The following is a 19,172-nucleotide window of genomic DNA, read 5'->3' on the forward strand; positions in this document are numbered from 1 at the left end:
CCCCTTGTTTCTGGCCGCCGGTCAGCGCGGCAGCGGATCTTCCGGTTGCGCCTGTCCCGCCAGCCACTCCCGGAATTTCATCAGCGCCGCCGCGCCTGACTTCCGCTCCGGCCAGACCAGGTAATAAGCACCGGCTGACTCCAGCGGCTCCGGGTGCAGCGCCACCAGGCGGCCTGTCGCCAGGTCCTGTTCCACCAGATAATCCGGCATCAGCGCCACGCCCAGGCCATGCAGAGCAGCCTGGGTGATGGTTGCGAATTGGTCATAGATCGTGCCGCTCAACCCGTCATCGGCAGTGATCCTTTGCCGGTTGAACCAGTCCCGCCAGGCGGTGGTCCGGGTTTGAATGTGCAGCAGCGGCAGCTTCAGGATATCCTTGGGGCCTGAGACGGTACGACCATCCAGAAGCTGCGGCGCACAGACCGGCAGCAGCTGTTCGTGCTTCAACAGCAGGGATTGCGTGCCGGGCCACTCGGCATTTCCAAAATGAATAGCCGCATCAAAGGGTTCCGTGGCGAAATTAAAAGGCTCCAGCCGGGTGGACATGTTGATCGTGACATCCGGGTGCAGCCGGGCAAAGTCCGGCAGCCGCGGCATCAGCCAGCGCATTCCGAAGGCGGGCAGAATGGCCAGGTTCAGCGTCCCGGCCAGCGGAGCGGCCTGCAAACGCAGGGTGGATTGCACGATCTGGTTCAAGGCCTGCCGGATCTCCGCCGCGTAATCCTGCGCCTCAGTGGTCAGCATCAGCCGCTTCTGGTCCCGCTGCACCAGCTCCATCCCCAATTGCCGTTCCAAGGTCTGCAATTGGCGGCTGACGGCGCCCTGCGTCAGCGCCAGTTCGTCGGCCGCGGCGGAGGCGCTGCCCAGCCGGTCAAGCGCTTCCAGCGCGCGCAGGGAGGGGATGGAAGGCAGGAATTTTCGAGGTACGGACATATATGAGTGATTGTCATAATTTCTTGCGAAAGTCTCGCTGTTTTTTCCGTTCACCTGCCGTTAGGGTTTGTCCAAACCGCGAACCATTGAGGTGACAAAATGACCGACAAACCCGCGCTGCGCGCCAAAGACGCCCCGGATCTGGGCCGTTTCAACTGGGAGGACCCGCTGCGGCTGGAGGACCAGCTGACCGAAGATGAACGGATGATCTCCGCCTCGGCCCGCGCCTACGCTCAGGAGAAGCTTCAGCCGCGCGTGCTAAATGCTTATGAAAACGAGGAAACAGATCCCGAAATCTTCCGCGAGATGGGGGAGATGGGCCTGCTCGGCACCACCATCCCGGAAGAATACGGCGGCCTCGGCGGCGGCTATGTCTCCTATGGCCTGGTCGCGCGCGAGGTGGAGCGCGTCGACAGCGGTTACCGGTCGATGATGTCGGTGCAAAGCTCTCTGGTGATGTATCCCATCTACGCATACGGCAGCGAGGAGCAGCGCCAGAAATACCTGCCGAAACTTGCCTCCGGTGAATGGATCGGCTGCTTTGGCCTGACCGAGCCGGATGCCGGCTCCGACCCTGCCAGCATGAAGACCCGGGCCGAGAAAACGGAAGGCGGCTACCGGCTGACCGGCTCCAAGATGTGGATCTCCAACGCGCCGATTGCAGATGTTTTTGTGGTCTGGGCCAAGTCTGAAGCCCATGGCGGCAAAATTCGCGGCTTCGTGCTGGACAAGGGCCTGAAAGGCCTGAGTGCGCCGAAGATCCAGAACAAGGCCTCTTTGCGCGCTTCCATCACCGGTGAGATCGTAATGGACGGGGTTGAAGTTGGAGAAGATGCACTTTTGCCGCATGTTCAAGGGCTTAAAGGGCCGTTCGGATGTCTGAACCGGGCCCGCTACGGCATCAGCTGGGGCGCCATGGGCGCGGCAGAAGCGTGCTGGCACGCGGCGCGCCAGTACGGGCTGGACCGGACCCAATTCGGCCGGCCGCTCGCCAACACCCAGCTGTTTCAGCTGAAACTCGCCAATATGCAGACCGAAATCACCCTGGGTTTGCAAGCGTCCCTGCGGGTCGGGCGGCTGATGGATGACGCCAATGCGGCGCCGGAGATGATCTCGATCGTCAAGCGCAACAACTGCGGCAAGGCGCTGGAGATTGCCCGGATGGCCCGCGACATGCACGGCGGCAATGGCATCAGCCTGGAGTTCAACGTGATCCGCCACATGGTGAATCTGGAAACCGTGAACACCTATGAGGGCACCCACGACGTTCACGCTCTGATCCTGGGCCGCGCCCAGACCGGTTTGCAGGCCTTCTTCTGAAGATCAAACGCAGCGCGGGGAACCGTCTCGCGCTGCGTTTTTGCATTCCAGTCTTGCAAACTTGCAATACCGGTCTGCCCGGTGAATTCCGCAAAGGTTAGTGGCCTGGCTTGACGGGTCTGCTGCCGGGCTATCGGATCCAAAAATCTTACTAAAACACCGGTGACCGCCCCATGGATTAAGGCCTTTTGGCCTTGCAGCAGATTTCTTGGTTAATGTCCTGGGATTGACATTGCAGCAGTTCTGGCCCCGCCAGCTGAATCCGCCCCTTGCCTTGCGTTTTTCCGTGCTAACATTTTCGCGCCTGTCTGGCGCAGGCGTCTTGCGTTCTTCAAGGTATCCGCAGCAGTTTCGTGCAGCGCACGTGGCTCGCTTTGCAATAACGCAATTTCAAATTGCGCAATTGCACTGGAAAACTTGCAAGGCCGCGCCCGCCAGACCTCACGCCTCATTGCAAATATCAGCCTATTAACAAAAGGTTATCACGGGTTTTGCGGATGTAAAAGCCGATAATGCGAGGCCTGATGAGTTTCTGATGATGCGCCCGGCGAAGCGCGAGGGGGCGGGCGAAATCGCCAGCGAGGTTATCCGGCAAGCTGCGGGTGTGGACCGTTACGGACAGGCCGGCACAAAAAAAACGGGCCGGAATTTCCGGCCCGTTTGCAAGCGGTACTGGCGGTTATGCCGGCAGGTGGATGTTGAACTTCGCGCGGATTGCCATGTCGGTGGCGGCGTCAAACCGGGCGGCGGCGCGCTCAGACAGGATCTTCTCCTTTTTGGCAATCGCCTTCTCAATCAGGTCGGGCTTGTCGCGCTCCGCCCATTCCTTGGGCGAGGTCCGGTCGCCCAGGTCTGGATAGACATAGTCCATCTGCATCCGGCTGAGCGTCTGATCGGTGCCCAGATAGTGTCCGGGCCCGCCCAGGCAGGTCGCGCGCATCTGGTCCAGGGCCAAGGTTTCCTCGTTCACTTCGATGCCGCGCACGCAGCGCTGCGCCTGGCCCAGCAGGTCGTTATCCAGGATCAGCGATTCATGACAGAAGCCCAGCAGCGAGGCATGCATGCCCGCGGCCTCATACACCATATTGAGGCCAGACAGGCCTGCCATCACGGCAGAACACATCTGCTCCCATCCTGCCTGCATGTCCGGCAGTTTAGAATCCGAGGCCCCCGCGGCGGCTCCGCCGGGCAGGTCATAGAACTTGTGCATCTGGGCGCAGCCCGCGCTTAGCAGGGCCTGTTCGCCGGAGCCGACGGACATTGCCCCGGTTCGCAGATCCAGGCCAAAGGGCCACGTGCCAAAAATCGCGGGAGCGCCGGGCGTTACGGCGTTTACGTAAACCAGTCCGGCAAGGCATTCCGCCACCGCCTGCGCGATTGCGCCGGCAATGCTCGAGGGGGCGGTAGCTCCCGCCATGCCGGCCGACAGCAGCAGCACCGGCATGCCGCCCTTGATGCATTCCTCCATCACCTGGCAGGATTCCGTGGCGAATTTCATCGGCGGAACCACAAAGCAGTTGGAGTTCGACACAAAGGGGCGTTCGCGCCACTTGTCTTCGCCGCCGGCAATCATGTGCAGCAGCTCCAGCCCGGGTTTCACGAAATCGGGTTCGGTAAACGAAACGCCCACATGTTTGGTGGTCCCCGCAGTGGTCGCATAGATCGAGTTCAGATCCATCTCGCAGTTATCGGCAATGTCCCGGCACACCATCGGGCGCTGCACAAAGTGGATGTTGTCGAGCTGGTCGCAGATGCGCGCGGCGTCGTGCAGGTCCTGCACGGTGGAATCGCGGTAGGTCTTGCCATGCACATCCACCATGCTGACCGCGGCGCCCGCGGTTCCGTAATGGACGCGGCCGCCGGACAGTTGCAGGTCGGACTTGCCGTCCCGGCTGCAAAGGGTGATGGACCGGTTTGCTTTTGCAATCGTGTCCTCGACCAGCGCGCGGGGGAAGCGGATGCGGCCGTCGCCGCCCAGGGTGCAGCCCGCTGCGGTCAGGTAGCTGATGCCGCTTTGCGGGGCGTCGGCGAGGCCGATTTCTTCCAGCGCGGTCAGCGCAGTTTGGTGGATCTGCTCCATGTCCCGCTGGCTGAGCAGTTTGAGGGCGGTGCTTTCCATCCCCGGGCGCACGGGGCGCAGATGATCCGGCAATGCGGCAGCCCGGGCTGCGCGGCGCGCGTTGCGCCCGCCGCTGCGGCTGGCGCGGGTGGAGGAGGCTTGGTCGTTCATAAATGGGAGCCTTTCAGGTGGATGAGCAGGAATTGCGTGACTTCCGGCTCAGCTCGGCCGCCCTCTGGCCGCACGCCCGCGCGCCGCCCCGATGGTGCGGCAGATCAGGCTGACAAGGCAGCGTTCACCCTGCATGCAGTTTCCCCCTGTTTTGCCGCAGAGTGCCAGTCCTGGGCGGGGTTTCTAGCCTGTTAGCGACCAGGGTGAAAAAAGCGACATGAATTTCACCGGGTGCGGAGGCGGCCTCTGCGGATCCTTGAAGCGGCAGCTTTAAGTAAATGTTTCTACTTTTAATGGTGTGGCTTCGATTTTTGACGCTATGCGGGGCAGGCGGATGTTGGCAGGATGCGCTTGGGAACCGAATATTAAGCATTAATGGCGATACTGGAGGTTCCGGGGACGGCGCGCTGAAACGGCGCATTTCGAGAAGGCAAAGCGACATGCCGATGGTTAGGAAAACCGCACTCTCTCAGGCCTTTGCAGCGGGCCTTGCGATGGCGCTGGCTGTTGGCCAGCCGGGGTCGGCGGAAGAGTGGGCCCGGCCGCTGTTCAGCAACCAAATTCGTGCCGTATCCGGCATAGGAACTGGCACCGGCGCCGCGGAGCCGCAGGCGTTTCAGCTGGCCTTCCTTCATGAATTCGGCAGCTTACTCCTGGGCGGCACGGTTTCGTCCAACCGGTCCGGCATTTTAACACGGGCCGTTCAAGCGGAAGAGACGCACCAGCTGCGCCTGCACGCCGGCTACGACTTTGGACCGGCGACAGGTGTTGTCACCCTTGGCGGGGTGCAGGCCGAAGGCTCCCGGGGCAGGCGGCAGGGAACGCTGTTTGGCTTGGGGATGCGCGTTTCTCTCAACCGGGCGCTGCAGCTGCGGGGCGAAGTGCTGCATCACGAAGCGGGGCCCAGGGACGGAAGCGGCCGCCCGCGCGGCGAGACGCTGTCTGTAAGCGCAGCCTTCCGGTTCTGACGGGCACTGCCGCTCAGGCTGGCCAAAAGCCGGGTGAACCGCGCCAGTCCGCCGCTAGGTGCGCGCAGGTTAATTTCAATGGCTTAGTGAAATTCCGTTCGCCGCCGCCGGCGGAAAAGCGCACGCGGCAGGGGAATTTCGGCCAGTCATTGCCAATTCAAGAGAACGTGAGCCGGAGGCACTGGAAGTTCGGGTGCGAAGACCTTTTGTAAGCTGCAACGGCGCACAACCTGCGCCGGGACTGCAAAAGGAGAAGTCTGAATGACTCGTTTCGTAGCTATGACAGCCATCGCAGCCGTAATGGGCAGTGCAGCGTTTGCCGGCAACATCAGTGAACCGGTGGTGGAACCCGCGCCGGCACCGGCCCCCGTGCCAGTGGCCAATGATGGCGGCGACTGGACCGGTTTCTACCTGGGTGGTCAGATCGGCCAGCTGGATGTGGACGCAACCAACGGAGCCTCGGGTGATGATGCCGCTTATGGTGTTCACGCAGGCTACAACTATGACTTTGGCCGTTTCGTCCTGGGTGGCGAACTGGACTATGACACCACCGACGTCGATCTGGGCGGCGGCGCAACCGTTGACTCGGTCGCACGTGCCAAGGTGAAAGCCGGTTACGACTTCGGCAACGTCCTCGCTTATGTCACCGGCGGTGTGGCTGAGGCTGACAGCTCGCTGGGCAGCGAAACCGGTGAGTTCTACGGCGTCGGCCTGGCCTATCAGGTCACCGACCAGTGGCAGATCGGCGGCGAAGTGCTGGAGCATGAATTCGACGATTTCGGCAACTCCGGCGTTGGCGCAGATGCCACCTCGGTTTCGCTGCGCGCGTCGTTCAAGTTCTAATCTGACGCACACGCTGGCGCGGCGATGCTTTTCCGCCGCGCCGCTGGCCGCCCGGTCTGTACCCAAGGCAGACGGGGCGGCCTTTGCCGTCTGAGGCAAAAGACTTGGCGGGGCCGGCGGCCCGTGCTAAGCAGCTTTCATGAACCAGAAATGCGCCACCATCATTTGCTGCATTACCTGCTGACATATCAGCGGGCTGGTTTCTGTCGTTTTCATTTCCCTGACAACTTGCTAAGCCCGCGCTGCGCGCAAAGGGTGATGCCGGCCGTGTTGAGCTGGGCATGGGAAAGGAACGGGCATGGGAACCAAGGACATAGTGATCAAGCTGCACAATACAAAGACCCGCAAGAAAGAGGTCTTTGAGCCGATCGACGCCAGCAACGTGCGGATGTATGTCTGCGGCCCCACGGTGTATGACCGGGCGCATCTGGGAAATGCCCGGCCGGTGGTGGTCTTTGATGTGCTTTACCGGTTGCTGCGCGAGGTTTATGGCGCGGATCACGTGACTTACGCCCGAAACTTCACCGACGTTGACGACAAGATCAACGCCCGCGCCGCCGAAAGCGGCCGCCCGATCGGCGCCATCACCGCGGAAACCACCCAATGGTTCCTGTATGATATGGGCGAACTCGGCGCGCTGGAGCCCAGCCATATGCCGCGGGCAACGGAGTACATCCCGCAGATGGTGGCCATGATCGAGGATCTGATCGCCAAGGGTCACGCCTATGCCGCGGAAGGCCATGTGCTGTTCGCCGTCGACAGCTGGAAGGACCGCTACGGAAGTCTGTCAGGCCGGTCCGTCGATGACATGATCGCCGGCGCGCGGGTCGAGGTTGCGCCCTACAAGAAGAACCCGATGGATTTTGTGCTGTGGAAGCCCTCCAACGATGATCTGCCGGGCTGGGACAGCCCCTGGGGCCGCGGCCGGCCGGGCTGGCACATCGAATGCTCGGCGATGTCCTATGAACTGCTGGGCGAGACCTTCGACATTCACGGCGGCGGCAACGACCTGATGTTCCCGCACCATGAGAATGAAATTGCGCAAAGCTGCTGCGCCCATCCGGAGGGTGACTTTGCACGGTTCTGGCTGCACAACGAGATGCTGCAGGTGGAAGGCAAGAAAATGTCCAAATCCCTGGGCAACTTCTTCACCGTGCGGGATCTGCTCGACCAGGGCTACCCGGGCGAGGTGATCCGGCTGGTGTTCCTGCAGACCCACTACCGCAAGCCGATGGACTGGACCGACAAGAAGGCCAAGGAGGCCGAGGCGACGCTGCGCAAGTGGCGGGCGCTGACCGCGGGCATCGAACGCGCGTCCAGCGCTGCTGCCGCGGTCCTGGAGGCGCTGGCGGATGACCTCAATTCCGCGGGCGCCATTGCAGAGCTGCACAAGCTGGCAGCGGCCGGCGATGCGGCGGGCCTGCTGGCCTCGGCACAGATGCTGGGACTGTTGACCGATGAACTGGGCGCCTGGGCGTCCGCGCCCTCGATTGACCTGTCGGCCTTTGCGGAGAAGCTGTTTGAGACGCGCCAGAAGGCTATGGAAAGCAAGGACTTTTCTGAGGTTGATAGGTTGAAGGCGGCCTATGTTGAGGCAGGGCTTGAAGTGCGGATGAGCAAGACCGGCGTTGAATTGGTGCCGGGTGCAGGGTTTGACCCCGCTAAGCTGGAGGCGCTTTGATGGCCAGGGAACGGCTCTATCTTTACGACACCACCCTGCGCGACGGGCAGCAGACCCAGGGCGTTCAATTCTCCACCGCGGAAAAGAAGCAAATCGCGCAGGCGCTGGACAAGCTGGGTGTCGACTATATCGAAGGCGGCTGGCCGGGCGCGAACCCGACCGACAGTGCGTTTTTCGGCGAAGCGCCGGAAACCCGCGCCACCATGACTGCCTTTGGCATGACCAAACGGGCCGGGCGTTCGGCGGAAAACGACGATGTGCTGGCAGCGGTGATGAATGCCGGCACCCCTGCGGTCTGTCTGGTCGGCAAAAGCCACGACTACCACGTGACCCACGCGCTGGGGATCACGCTGGAAGAGAACCTCAGCAACATCCGGGCCTCGGTGGCCCATATCGTGGCGCAAGGGCGCGAGGCGCTGTTTGACGCCGAGCATTTCTTTGACGGCTACAAGGACAACCCGGAGTATGCGCTGGCGGCGTGCCGGGCCGCGCTGGAGGCCGGGGCGCGCTGGGTGGTGCTGTGCGACACCAATGGCGGCGCGCTGCCGGCCGAGGTGAGCCGCATCGTCACAGAGGTTGTAGGCGCCGGAATTCCGGGTGAGAAACTGGGCATACATACCCATAACGACACGGAAAATGCTGTGGCGTGCTCCTTGGCTGCGGTGGACGCCGGGGCGCGGCAGATCCAAGGCACCTTAAACGGCCTGGGCGAACGCTGCGGCAATGCCAACCTGACCGCGCTGATCCCGACGCTGTTGCTGAAGGAGCCCTATGCCAGCCGGTTTGAGACCGGCGTGAGCCTGAAGGCGCTGGCTGGCGTCACCCGGATCAGCCGGATGCTGGATGATATCCTGAACCGGGTTCCGGTGCGGCAGGCGGCCTATGTGGGGGCGTCGGCCTTTGCCCACAAGGCGGGGCTGCATGCCAGCGCGATCCTCAAGGATCCCTCGACCTATGAGCATATCGAGCCGGGCAAGGTCGGCAACGCGCGGGTGATCCCGATGTCGAACCAGGCCGGGCAGTCGAACCTGCGCAAGCGGCTGACCGATGCAGGCCTGATCGTCGAAAAGGGCAACCCGGCGCTGGCGCGGATCCTGGAGCGCATCAAGGAGCGCGAGGCGGAAGGCTATTCCTACGACACCGCGCAGGCCTCGTTTGAGCTGCTGGCGCGCGCAGAGCTGAACCAGTTGCCGGACTTCTTTGAGGTAAAGCGCTACAAGGTCACGGTCGAGCGGCGCAAGAACAAGTACAACCGGATGGTCAGCCTGTCCGAAGCGGTTGTGGTGGTCAAGGTTGATGGCGAAAAACGCCTGTCCGTGAGTGAATCGTTGGACGAGACCGGCAGCGACCGCGGCCCGGTGAACGCGCTGGCCAAGGCGCTGATCAAGGATCTGGGGCGCTACTCGGCACAGCTGGAGGACATGCGGCTGGTCGACTTCAAGGTGCGGATCACCCAGGGCGGCACCGAAGCTGTGACCCGCGTCATCATCGACAGCGAGGACAGCCAGGGCCGCCGGTGGTCCACGGTGGGCGTCAGCCCGAACATCATCGACGCCTCGTTCGAGGCGCTGCTGGACGCCATCCGCTGGAAGCTGGCGCACGACTGCACGGCCGGGCAGGCGGATGCAGTTTGACGCCGACCTGACGGCCTGCGCGGAGCTGGTGCAGAAAAGCGATCCGGACCGGTTCCTGGCCGCCATGGCCGCACCGGTCCAGGCGCGGCCGCTGCTGTTTGCGCTTTATGCGTTTAATATCGAGCTGGCCCGGGCGCCTTGGGCCAGCCAGGAAAGCATGATTGCCGAAATGCGGGTGCAATGGTGGCGCGACGCCGGGGCGGAGATCGCGGATGGCAAGCCCGTCCGGCGGCACTACGTTGCGACCCCGCTGGCCCGGTGTCTGAAGCCGGACTTGGCGGCCTGTATCGACGGTATGGCAGAGGCGCGGCGCTGGGACATCTACAAGGACCCGTTCGAGGATCAGGCCGCCTTTGACAGCTATATTGACCGCACCAGCGGGTCGCTGATGTGGATGGCAGCGGCGTCTCTGGGGCAGGCGGATGAGGCCGTGGTGCGTGATTTTGCCTATGGCGCCGGTGTCGCCAATTGGCTGCGTGCGATTCCGCAGCTGGAGGCCCAGAAGCGGATCCCGCTGCTGGACGGCACCCTTGAAGGCGTGCAAGCTTTGGCGCGTAAGGGGCTGGAAAAGATATACAAATCCCGTATGGGTGGCGCGAAGGTTTCGAAACAGTCGGGCGCTGCGCTGCTAGCGGGCTGGCAGGCGGAGGGCCTGCTGAAACAGGCGATCCGGCAGCCGGAACGGGTGGCTCAGGGCGCGCTTGGGCAGAGCGAGTTCCGGCGCAGGGCCGGCTTGATGTGGCGCACCGCCCTGGGGCGCTGGTAGAAAAGGCCGTATCCAAAGAAAAAGGCGCCTCCCGGGGCGCCTTTTTGGTTTTAAGGATACGTTGTCAGGCCTCTTTGGGCCGCAAGATCAGCCACATCAGAGCGCCGCCTGCCAGCACCAGGAAGGGGGCCATGGCCATGTTCACCGCGTTCCAGCCATCCACCGGGCTGCCGCCCGAGCAGTTCATCAGCCCGCCAGACGCCAGCGAGGCCATAGTGACACCGCCAAAGACCAGCAGGTCGTTAAGCCCCTGCATCCGGCCGCGCTCATAGCTTTCATGGGCGCCGGCCAGCATGGTGGTGGCGCCGATGAAGCCGAAGTTCCAGCCGATACCCAAGAGCACCAGCGCAATGAAGAAATTTTCCAGCTCAACACCTTGCAGCGCGACGGCACCGGCGCCTGCGAGGATCACCAGACCGGCGGAGACGATTTTCTCTACGCCGAAACGGGCAATCAGGTGGCCGGTAAAGAAGGACGGCACATACATCGCCAGCACATGCCAGGTGACCACGTCCGCGGCGTTGCCCTCAGTGAAGCCGCAGCCGACCACGGCCAGAGGTGTCGAGGTCATCACCAGGTTCATCAGCGCATAGGAGACCATCGCGCAGATCACCGCCACAGCGATCACCGGGGTTTTCAGAAGCTCCAGCCGGCTGCGGCCCTTGGGGCTGTCCGCGGTGGGGGCTGGCGGTTTCGGGATGTCGAGGAACAGGAACAGCGAAGCGCCCAGCACGTTGACCGCAATCACTGCCAGGTAGGTGCCAAGGAACGGAATGACAAAGGCTTGGCTGGTGGCCTTGACGAGCTGCGGGCCGATGATGGCCGCTGCCAGACCGCCCGCCATGACGTAGGAAATCGCCTTGGGCCGGAAGGCATCGGAGGCGGTATCGGCTGCGGCAAACCGGTAGAACCCGTGCGCGCTCATGTAAACGCCGGTCAGCAGGCTGCCGAACAGGAAGATGGGGAAGGACCCCAGGTACAGACCGTAGGCGCCGACCAGCCCGCCAATAGCGCCAAAGGCTGCGCCGGTGAAGAACCCCGCCCGGCGGCCCCAGCGCTGCATGATTGCCGAAATCGGCGTCGCGGCCAGCATCGAGCCGCCGACAATCAGCGAAATCGGCAGTGTCGCAAAGCAGGGGTTCGAGGCCAGCGACTGCCCCGCAAGGCCGCCGATGGTGAAAATCATCGGCATCTGCGCGCCAAGGATCGCCTGCGCCAGCACCAGGATGGCGACGTTTTTCTTGGCGACGGTGTCGCTGGGGGTGGTCATGCTCATGGTCATATGGGATGCGTAACTGTGAATATGTCGATGGGCAAGCCAGCGGAAATGGATTGGCGTTCACGCTTTCTTTCAACAGCGGTCAATCAGGGGGTGACGTGGCGTCAGAAATGCAAACCTTTCATCCGGGCGCGGGCCGGATCATCCAGTATGATGCCTGCGTGTCCGAAGGCGCGGACTGGCTGGCGGCGCAGGACAGCCGGTTTGCCGATGCGCTGGAACTGACTGGCGCCCTTCCGCTCAGGCGCAGGCCGGACGGCTTTGCGGAACTGCTGAGCGCGATTGTCAGCCAGCAGGTCAGCGTGGCCTCGGCCAATGCGATCTGGACGCGGATGAAAGAGGCAAAGCTCACCGGGCCGCGCAAGATTCTTTGGGCCGCGGATGACGATCTGCGCGCCGCCGGCCTCAGCCGCCAGAAAATCCGGTATGCCCGGGCACTGGCGGAGGCGCGCATTGATTACAAAGCCTTGCGCAGCGCCCCTGATGCAGAGGTGATTGCCACGCTGGTCCAGGTTCCTGGGATTGGCCAGTGGACGGCAGAGATTTATGCGATGTTTTCGCTGGGCCGGGCGGATGTGTTTGCCCATGGTGATCTGGCCTTGCAGGAGGCGGCCCGGGTGCTGTTTGATCTGCCCGCCCGCCCCAAGGAACGGGAGATGCGGCAGATGGCCGAAGCCTGGTCGCCGTGGCGGTCGGTTGCGGCGCGCATTCTCTGGGCCTATTACCGGGTGGCGAAGGACAGGGAAGGGATCCGATGACTCGTGTATTGACTGCCGGCCGCAAGGAGCCGGTTTCCGGCGAAATCCGCTCGATTGTTGTGTTCCTGCATGGCTATGGCGCCAACGGGGCCGACCTGCTGGGGCTGGCCGATCCTCTGGGGGAGCATCTGCCGGATACGCTGTTTGTGGCCCCCGATGCGCCTGAGGCCTGCGCCGGCGCGCCCTTTGGGTTCCAATGGTTCCCGATTCCCTGGATCGACGGCTCCTCGGAGGAGGAGAGCATGCGCGGAATGCAGTCCGCGATCGAAGACCTGAACGCCTTTCTGGATGCGCTGATGGTGGATGAGGATGTGCTGCCGGAACAGGTCGTGCTGTTCGGGTTCAGCCAGGGCACCATGATGAGCCTGCATGTGGCACCCCGCCGCGAGGACGCAGTGGCGGGGATCGTCGCATTCTCCGGCCGGCTGCTGGAGCCGGAACTGCTGAAAGATGAAGCCGTCTCCAGGATGCCGGTGCTGCTGGTGCATGGCGATCAGGATGACGTGGTGCCCGTGCAATCGTTGCCCGAGGCCGCAGAAGCACTGCAGGAGGCGGGCTTCCAGGACGTCTTTGCCCATATCCAGAAAGGCACCGCCCATGGCATCGCGCCGGACGGGCTGAGCGTGGCACTGGCGTTCATGCGCGATAAGCTTGGCCTTTAAGGTGCTGATAAATCTGGCCTTCCGGTTTTTGGGAGGTCAGGGTTCCCAAAGGTGCGGTTCGGCGATTTCAAGTGAATTGCCGGCCGGATCGCGGAAATAGATGGACCGGGCGCCGCTTGGCCAGTCGAACTCCGCCTCAATCGCGATGCCCGCCGCCAGGAGCCGCGCGCGCATGAGAAGCAGGCTTTCTCTTGGCTGAGCAAAGCACACATGCCCCGGACCGCGGGCGCCATGCGGCGGCACTGGCAGACGCGGGTTTCCCGGTGGTTTTACCGTTTCGTCAGCGTTGAACAGCAGAAGAACAGACGCGCCGCAGCGGTAAAAGACATGCCGGTTGGCAACCCGCTGGATGCGCTCCAGCCCCAGGATTTCGCCATAGAACGCTTCGGCTGCATCGAGGTCGCCGACGTAGAGCGAGGCTTCGAGAATGGCGTCGGGGGCGGGGGCGGGCGGCAGCATGGCTGAAAGGCTATCAGCGGCGGCGGGGCCTGTCACCTTTTGGCGGCCGCGCAACGGATGGCTTGGGTCTGCGGGGCGGCTTTTGCGAAGGCTTCGGCGGGCCGGGAACACGCGGCGGCTCCACGTCCTCCCAAGCGCCCTGCGCCAGCCCGTCCAGGGTCCAGGCACCGATGCTGTAGCGGATCAGGCGCAGCGTCGGATGCCCAACCGCAGCTGTCATCCGGCGCACCTGCCGGTTGCGGCCCTCGCGGAGGGTCAGCGCGATCCAGCTGTCGGGAACCGTCTTGCGCACCCGCACCGGCGGGGTGCGCGCCCACAGGCCCGGCGGCTCCGGGATCAGCCGAACCTTGGCGGGTCTGGTTATTCCGTCTTTCAGTTCAACACCTTCCGCCAGGTTTTTCAGGGCGTCGGGGTCCGGGATACCCTCCACCTGCACCCAATAGGTCTTGTCCATCTTGTGCTTTGGGTCGGTGATCCAGGCCTGCAAACGGCCGTTGTCGGTCAGCAGCATGAGCCCCTCGCTGTCGCGGTCCAGGCGGCCGGCCGCATAGACACCCGGGCAGTCGATATACTTGCTCAGCGTCGCCCGCGGGCTGTCCTGGCTGCCGCTGTCGGTGAACTGGGGCAGAACATCATAGGGTTTGTTGAAACGGATCAGACGGGTCATGGCACGGCAATAGGCGGGCTGCGGCCGCAGGGCAAGTGGGCCAAGGCCGGACCCCTGTGGATAAGTGTCACGGTGCTGTCACGGAATCAGCGCAGATTGCTCCCGACATATTGTGGGTCATCAGGGCTTGTCAGGCGCTAACCACGATATATAGTCAAAGTCAGGCTGGGGCGGGTTCCCCGCTCTGGTTCCGCAACACGGAAGATCAGGGCGAGGAAGACGTTCAACAATGGATGGCGATTTCAGAGCAGAGTTTGTCAGATCTCCGGGCGCGCTGAAACAGCACCCGGCGCTGGTGCTGAACGCGGATTACCGGCCGCTCTCGTATTACCCTTTGTCTTTGTGGACCTGGCAGGACGCGGTCAAGGCCGCCTGGCTGGACCGGGTGGCCATCGTCGCCGAATATGACGAGGTGGTGCACAGTCCGAGTACCGAGATCCGAATACCGTCCGTGGTGGTCCTGAAAGACTATGTAAAACCTCAAAAGCGCGTGGCCTTCACGCGCTTTAATTTGTTTTTGCGGGACGAATTCCGCTGCCAGTACTGCGGCAGCAAGGGCGATCTCACCTTTGACCACGTGGTGCCGCGCGCGTCCGGAGGGGTGACCAGCTGGGAAAACGTGGTCGCGGCCTGCAGTCCCTGCAATCTTAGGAAAGGGTCCAAGTCGCTGCACCGGGCCGGCATGTCGCTGCGCAAGCCGCCGCGGCGGCCAGGGGCGGAGGAGCTGCGCAACACCGGGCGCAAATTCCCGCCTAACCACCTGCATGAAAGCTGGATGGACTTCCTGTATTGGGATACCGAGCTGGACGCTTAAGCGAAACAGCTCAACGTTCCGGGACAAGGGGTCCGGCCTCGTTGCCTGAGTGTCTGCTTTAGGTGAGGCAGCTGCTCAGATCCCCATAAGCAGTGCCGGCAGATGCCGCAGGCTGCGGCAAACAGGCAAGGAGGCCGGAGGTGCCGGCGGCCTCAGTTCAGCGGGCCGCCTTTGCAGGGTGTGAGGGTGCGGCCTGTCAGGGCTTGGCGCGCTGAAGCATTCCGAACAGATCGCGCGGATCGTCCGGGTCAGCAAGCATGTCGAGATCGATGAAATAATCGGTGCCCTTGATGCGGTCGCGGATATACCGCAGCGCCGAGAAATCCTCGATGGCAAAGCCGACGCTGTCGAACAGGGTAATCTGACGCTCGCCGGTGCGGCCCGGTTTCTTGCCCGCGATCACTTCCCACAATTCGGTCACGGCGAAGTCTTCCGGCATCTGCTGGATTTCGCCCTCGATCCGGGTTTGCGGCGGGTATTCGACAAAGACGTCGGAGCGGCTGAGGATGCCGGGCGCCAGTTCGGTCTTGCCGGGGCAATCTCCGCCGATCGCGTTGATGTGGACGCCGCTGCCGACCATGTTGTCGGTCAGGATGGTCGCATACTGCTTGTCCGCGGTGCAGGTGGTGAGGATCTGCGCGCCTTCGATCGCTTCTTCCGGCGTCTTGCAGGAGACAACCTCTATGCCCATTCCCTGCAGATTGCGGGCGCATTTTTCGGTTGCGGCTTGGTCGTTGTCATAGAGACGCACGGACTTCAGGCCGATGATCGCCTTCATCGCCAGCGTCTGGAATTCGGACTGGGCCCCGTTGCCGATCATGGCCATCGTAGTTGATCCTTTGGGCGCCAGATACTTGGCGGCCATTGCTGAGGTGGCGGCGGTCCGCAGAGCAGTCAGAATGGTCATTTCCGTCAGCAGCACCGGATAGCCGGTGTAAACATCCGCCAGCAGCCCAAAGGCCGTGACGGTCTGCAGCCCTTCAGAGGTGTTCTTGGGGTGGCCGTTCACATATTTGAAGCCATAAGCCTCGCCATCGGAGGTCGGCATCAGTTCGATCACCCCGACGTCGGAATGGCTGGCGACGCGCGGGGTCTTGTCAAACAGCTCCCAGCGCTTGAAGTCTTCTTCCACATACTCCGCCAGATCGCGCATCATCTGCTCGATTCCGACGTGATGAATGAGGCGCATCATGTTGTCGACGCTGACAAAAGGCACCAGTGCCTTGTCTGAAGGCTGTGTCATGCGGTTTTCCTTTCACGGGGGCTGAGGTGGATGCCTGCCAGCATGCAGCGCACCGACCCGCCTGCGGTTTCGATGGTGGGAATGGTCAGCGGCAGCAGCTCTGCGCTCTGCTCGATGACCGAAATCTGATCGGGGCGCAGCGCCGCCAGCGCCGTGGCGGAGAGCGCCAGAAGCCGCTTGCGGCCGGTAAGCTCCAGGGCGTTGCCCGCAAAACTGGTGATCTGGCCGGGCGTGAGGTCAATCACCCGGCGGCCGGTTTCCTCTAGCCGCGCAGCGACTTCGGCGCGGCGCGCTGGATCGACGATCATGTCCAGGCAAATCAGCGCGTATTCGGTGCCGATCCCCATCAGAACATTGGTGTGATAAACGTCGCGGCCTGCTTCATCTTTGGCTTCGAACACCATGGGTTCAAAGTTGAAATGGGTGCAGAAGCGTTCCAGCAGAACCGGATCGGCGCGGTTGGACTTCACGGTGTAGGCAATGCGGCCGATGTGGTCCAGCACCATGGCGCCGGTGCCTTCCAGCGACAGCCCGTCCTGCTCCAGACCGGAATAGTCGATAACATCCTGAACCCGGTAGTCCCGTTTCAGCAGCTCAATCACATCCCAGCGCCGCTCCTTGCGCCGGTTTTTCGCAAACATCGGATAGACTGCGACATGGCCGCCGGCATGGGTGGAGAACCAGTTATTGGGAAACACGCTGTCCGGGGTTTCGGTGCCTGTGTCGTCAAACACATGCACCGCAACGCCCGCGCCGCGCAGGGCTTCGACGGCGCCGTCGAATTCCGCCAGCGCTTGCGCCGCCGTCGCCGTGGCCGAGGTGTTTGCCAGAGTTTGAAAGGCGTTATCGCCTTTGGTTTCAGGGTTGGAGCAGAAGTGATGCGGCCGGATCATCACCACCGCGGAGGGGGCTTGCAGGCTGCTCACTGATAGCTCCGGGTCGGGCGGTCGAACACGCGGCGTCCCAGGGCAGAGGCGCAGAGGTCCACCATCAGATGCGCCGTGCGGCCGCGCTCATCCAGGAACGGGTTCAGCTCGACCAGATCCAGCGAGGTCATCAGGCCGGAATCATGCAGAATTTCGCAGACCAGATGCGCCTCACGCACGGTGGCGCCGCCGGGAACGGTGGTGCCGACAGCCGGGGCGACGGAGGGATCCAGAAAATCCACGTCGAGCGAGACGTGCAGCATGCCATTGGCCTCGGCGACATGATCCAGGAACCGGTTCAGCGGTCCGGCGATGCCGTTTTCATCAATATGGCGCATGTCATGGGTGCGGATGGCGCTGTCTTCCAGCGCAAGCCGTTCCTGGGTGTCCACAGACCGCAGGCCGATCATGCAGACATTTTCCTCCGGCACCGGGTTCAGAACTTCAGGAAAGCCGTCGAACCCCCTGCGCCCAGTGAAATATCCGACCGGCGTGCCGTGCAGGTTGCCGCTGTCCGAGGTTTCCGGCGTGTGGAAGTCGGTATGCGCGTCCAGCCACAGCACAAACAGCGGGCGGCCTGCCTTGGCGGCAAAGTTTGCGGCGCCGGCCACGGATCCGAGCGACAGCGAGTGATCGCCGCCCAGGAACACCGGCAGGCCGCATTCCAGCGCGTCCTCGGCGGCTTGGGCCAGGCGCGAGGTCCAGCCGATAGTTTCGTTGCGGGCATAGACGAGGCCGTCATTGGTGTCGGCGGGATGGGCCTCCGGCGCCAGGTTGCCAAGATCTTCGACCGTGTGCCCAAGGCTCTCCAGGGCAGCGGCAATTCCCGCGGTCCGGTAGGCGTCCGGGCCCATCAGGCAGCCGGCACGGCGCTTGCCGCTGTCGACCGGGGCTCCAATCAGGATGCAATGTTGTGAAGTCACGGTTTTGCTCTCTCAAAAAGTCAGCTTTCCTTCTATAGACTTCCGAAATGCGATGGAAACCAGCTAGCATTTTGCTCATAATGGGTGCTGATTGTTCGATTTGAGGTGGGATATGGACAAAACGGATGAGCGTCTGATCTCTGCGTTGCGCCACAATGCGCGGGCGTCGCTGTCAGATCTGGCGTTGGAATTGAACCTGTCGCGGACAACGGTGCGGGCCAGGATCGAGCGGCTGCAGGCCCGCGGCGACATTCTGGGGTTCACGGTGGTGCTGAAGGAGGATGTGCTGCGCGATCCGGTGCGCGGTCTGATGATGATCGGGATCGAGGGCCGCGGCACCAGCCGGATCACCCGGCAGTTGCAGGGGCTGCCGGAAGTGCGGGCGATTCACACGACCAATGGCCGCTGGGATCTGATTGTGGAACTCGGCACTGAAACCCTGGAAACGCTGGATGCAGCGCTGGCCAAGATCCGCACCTTCGAAGGGGTGGTGAGCAGTGAAACCAATCTCCTGCTGGCCACCAAAAAGGACACCTGATCCCAAAAGACCGCCAAAAGTGTCAAAGGGTTAGCGGCCGGATCTCAGCTTGCCAGCCCGTTAACCCTGCTTGCGGGCATGGTTGGCGGCAGCAATCCAGACCAGCGCCAGGCCAAGGGAAGCGATTGCGTTCCAGTTGGCCATGGAAAGGGAAAACAGCTCCCACGGCACCTCGTCGCAGCGCACCAGCGGCGCGGCCATGATCTGCTCCATCAGCTGATCGTGCGACAGACCGCCGACCGGTCCGGACGTGCAGGTGGAGGGGCCTTCCCACCAGCCGCGCTCAACACCGGTATGATACGCCCCAACCCCGGCAGTGGACAGCGCCGCAAGCGCCCCAAGATACGGTAGCACCGCACCGGGAATGATCAGCGCCAGAACGCCGATCCCGACCGCCGCCGCATGCGGGTAGCGCTGCCAGTAGCACAGTTTGCAAGGGGGCATGTCACCAATGTACTGAAACCCCAGCGCCCCGAGCAGCAGCGCGGCAGAACCCAGGGCGGCGATAACGATCAATAAACGGTGCAT

19 protein-coding genes are annotated in these 19,172 nt (G+C 62.9%); 10 read left to right on the forward strand and 9 right to left on the reverse strand.

The features are described from left to right. Positions 1 to 21 precede the first annotated feature (21 nt). Positions 22 to 933, reverse strand: coding sequence for a LysR family transcriptional regulator (locus PHA8399_RS14830; RefSeq protein ID WP_058286895.1), 912 nt, complete (start codon positions 931 to 933; stop codon positions 22 to 24). Between the two features lie 99 nt (positions 934 to 1,032). Between PHA8399_RS14830 and PHA8399_RS14835 the strand changes: the two genes are divergently transcribed. After that, a complete protein-coding gene (locus tag PHA8399_RS14835; protein WP_058286896.1) occupies positions 1,033 to 2,253 on the forward strand; it encodes an acyl-CoA dehydrogenase in 1,221 nt (406 codons plus the stop codon). 679 nt (positions 2,254 to 2,932) lie between these two features. On the opposite strand, the gene PHA8399_RS14840 is transcribed toward PHA8399_RS14835, so the two are convergent. Beyond that, on the reverse strand, positions 2,933 to 4,483 hold the full coding sequence (locus PHA8399_RS14840; RefSeq protein ID WP_058286897.1) for a trimethylamine methyltransferase family protein: 1,551 nt from the start codon (positions 4,481 to 4,483) through the stop codon (positions 2,933 to 2,935). Between the two features lie 494 nt (positions 4,484 to 4,977). On the opposite strand from PHA8399_RS14840, the gene PHA8399_RS14845 reads away from it, so the two are divergent. The 5 genes from PHA8399_RS14845 (at position 4,978) to PHA8399_RS14865 (ending at position 10,375) form a co-directional block, all read left to right on the forward strand. Next, complete coding sequence (locus PHA8399_RS14845) at positions 4,978 to 5,451, forward strand: hypothetical protein (protein ID WP_244270234.1); 474 nt, start codon at positions 4,978 to 4,980, stop codon at positions 5,449 to 5,451. Positions 5,452 to 5,712: 261 nt separating this feature from the next. Further along, positions 5,713 to 6,294 (forward strand): outer membrane protein, encoded by a 582-nt coding sequence (locus tag PHA8399_RS14850; protein ID WP_058286899.1) that lies wholly within the window; start codon positions 5,713 to 5,715, stop codon positions 6,292 to 6,294. A gap of 298 nt (positions 6,295 to 6,592) precedes the next feature. Then, positions 6,593 to 7,975 carry a cysteine--tRNA ligase gene (cysS, locus tag PHA8399_RS14855; RefSeq protein ID WP_058286900.1) on the forward strand — a complete coding sequence of 461 codons (1,383 nt, stop codon included), beginning with the start codon at positions 6,593 to 6,595 and terminating at the stop codon, positions 7,973 to 7,975. Beyond that, on the forward strand, positions 7,975 to 9,609 hold the full coding sequence (cimA, locus tag PHA8399_RS14860; RefSeq protein WP_058286901.1) for a citramalate synthase: 1,635 nt from the start codon (positions 7,975 to 7,977) through the stop codon (positions 9,607 to 9,609). Before cysS ends, cimA begins: the two co-directional genes overlap by 1 nt. Then, complete coding sequence (locus tag PHA8399_RS14865; RefSeq protein WP_058286902.1) at positions 9,599 to 10,375, forward strand: squalene/phytoene synthase family protein; 777 nt, start codon at positions 9,599 to 9,601, stop codon at positions 10,373 to 10,375. Before cimA ends, PHA8399_RS14865 begins: the two co-directional genes overlap by 11 nt. A gap of 64 nt (positions 10,376 to 10,439) precedes the next feature. Here PHA8399_RS14865 and PHA8399_RS14870 read toward each other — a convergent pair whose 3' ends face one another. Further along, a complete protein-coding gene (locus PHA8399_RS14870) occupies positions 10,440 to 11,657 on the reverse strand; it encodes an MFS transporter (protein ID WP_058286903.1) in 1,218 nt (405 codons plus the stop codon). A 107-nt stretch (positions 11,658 to 11,764) separates the two neighbouring features. Between PHA8399_RS14870 and PHA8399_RS14875 the strand changes: the two genes are divergently transcribed. Together PHA8399_RS14875 and PHA8399_RS14880 are read left to right on the forward strand one after the other, a co-directional pair. Continuing rightward, entirely contained in the window at positions 11,765 to 12,412 is a 648-nt protein-coding gene (locus tag PHA8399_RS14875; RefSeq protein ID WP_058286904.1) for a DNA-3-methyladenine glycosylase family protein, read from the forward strand. Next, entirely contained in the window at positions 12,409 to 13,074 is a 666-nt protein-coding gene (locus tag PHA8399_RS14880) for an alpha/beta hydrolase (protein WP_058286905.1), read from the forward strand. The genes PHA8399_RS14875 and PHA8399_RS14880 overlap by 4 nt, the downstream gene beginning before the upstream one ends. Before the next feature lie 36 nt (positions 13,075 to 13,110). Here PHA8399_RS14880 and PHA8399_RS14885 read toward each other — a convergent pair whose 3' ends face one another. Further along, positions 13,111 to 13,533 (reverse strand): VOC family protein, encoded by a 423-nt coding sequence (locus tag PHA8399_RS14885; RefSeq protein ID WP_058287279.1) that lies wholly within the window; start codon positions 13,531 to 13,533, stop codon positions 13,111 to 13,113. Between the two features lie 13 nt (positions 13,534 to 13,546). Then, entirely contained in the window at positions 13,547 to 14,200 is a 654-nt protein-coding gene (locus PHA8399_RS14890; protein WP_058286906.1) for a pseudouridine synthase, read from the reverse strand. Positions 14,201 to 14,429: 229 nt separating this feature from the next. Here PHA8399_RS14890 and PHA8399_RS14895 point away from each other — a divergent pair, with 229 nt between their 5' ends. Continuing rightward, positions 14,430 to 15,014 (forward strand): HNH endonuclease, encoded by a 585-nt coding sequence (locus PHA8399_RS14895; RefSeq protein WP_008557943.1) that lies wholly within the window; start codon positions 14,430 to 14,432, stop codon positions 15,012 to 15,014. 196 nt (positions 15,015 to 15,210) lie between these two features. Here the strand turns inward: PHA8399_RS14895 and ocd are convergent, their stop codons facing one another. From ocd to rocF, 3 genes are read right to left on the reverse strand one after another with little or no spacing between them, the layout of a single operon-like run. Next, positions 15,211 to 16,257 (reverse strand): ornithine cyclodeaminase, encoded by a 1,047-nt coding sequence (ocd, locus tag PHA8399_RS14900; protein ID WP_058286907.1) that lies wholly within the window; start codon positions 16,255 to 16,257, stop codon positions 15,211 to 15,213. Then, on the reverse strand, positions 16,254 to 17,183 hold the full coding sequence (ctlX, locus tag PHA8399_RS14905; RefSeq protein ID WP_058286908.1) for a citrulline utilization hydrolase CtlX: 930 nt from the start codon (positions 17,181 to 17,183) through the stop codon (positions 16,254 to 16,256). The genes ocd and ctlX overlap by 4 nt, the downstream gene beginning before the upstream one ends. Next, complete coding sequence (rocF, locus tag PHA8399_RS14910) at positions 17,180 to 18,106, reverse strand: arginase (RefSeq protein ID WP_058286909.1); 927 nt, start codon at positions 18,104 to 18,106, stop codon at positions 17,180 to 17,182. The genes ctlX and rocF overlap by 4 nt, the downstream gene beginning before the upstream one ends. Positions 18,107 to 18,218: 112 nt before the next feature. Here rocF and PHA8399_RS14915 point away from each other — a divergent pair, with 112 nt between their 5' ends. Further along, complete coding sequence (locus PHA8399_RS14915) at positions 18,219 to 18,644, forward strand: Lrp/AsnC family transcriptional regulator (RefSeq protein ID WP_058286910.1); 426 nt, start codon at positions 18,219 to 18,221, stop codon at positions 18,642 to 18,644. A gap of 60 nt (positions 18,645 to 18,704) precedes the next feature. Here PHA8399_RS14915 and PHA8399_RS14920 read toward each other — a convergent pair whose 3' ends face one another. Next, positions 18,705 to 19,172, reverse strand: coding sequence for a disulfide bond formation protein B (locus PHA8399_RS14920; RefSeq protein ID WP_058286911.1), 468 nt, complete (start codon positions 19,170 to 19,172; stop codon positions 18,705 to 18,707).

Origin of the sequence: Leisingera aquaemixtae (assembly GCF_001458395.1) — a bacterium.
GTDB lineage: Bacteria > Pseudomonadota > Alphaproteobacteria > Rhodobacterales > Rhodobacteraceae > Leisingera > Leisingera aquaemixtae.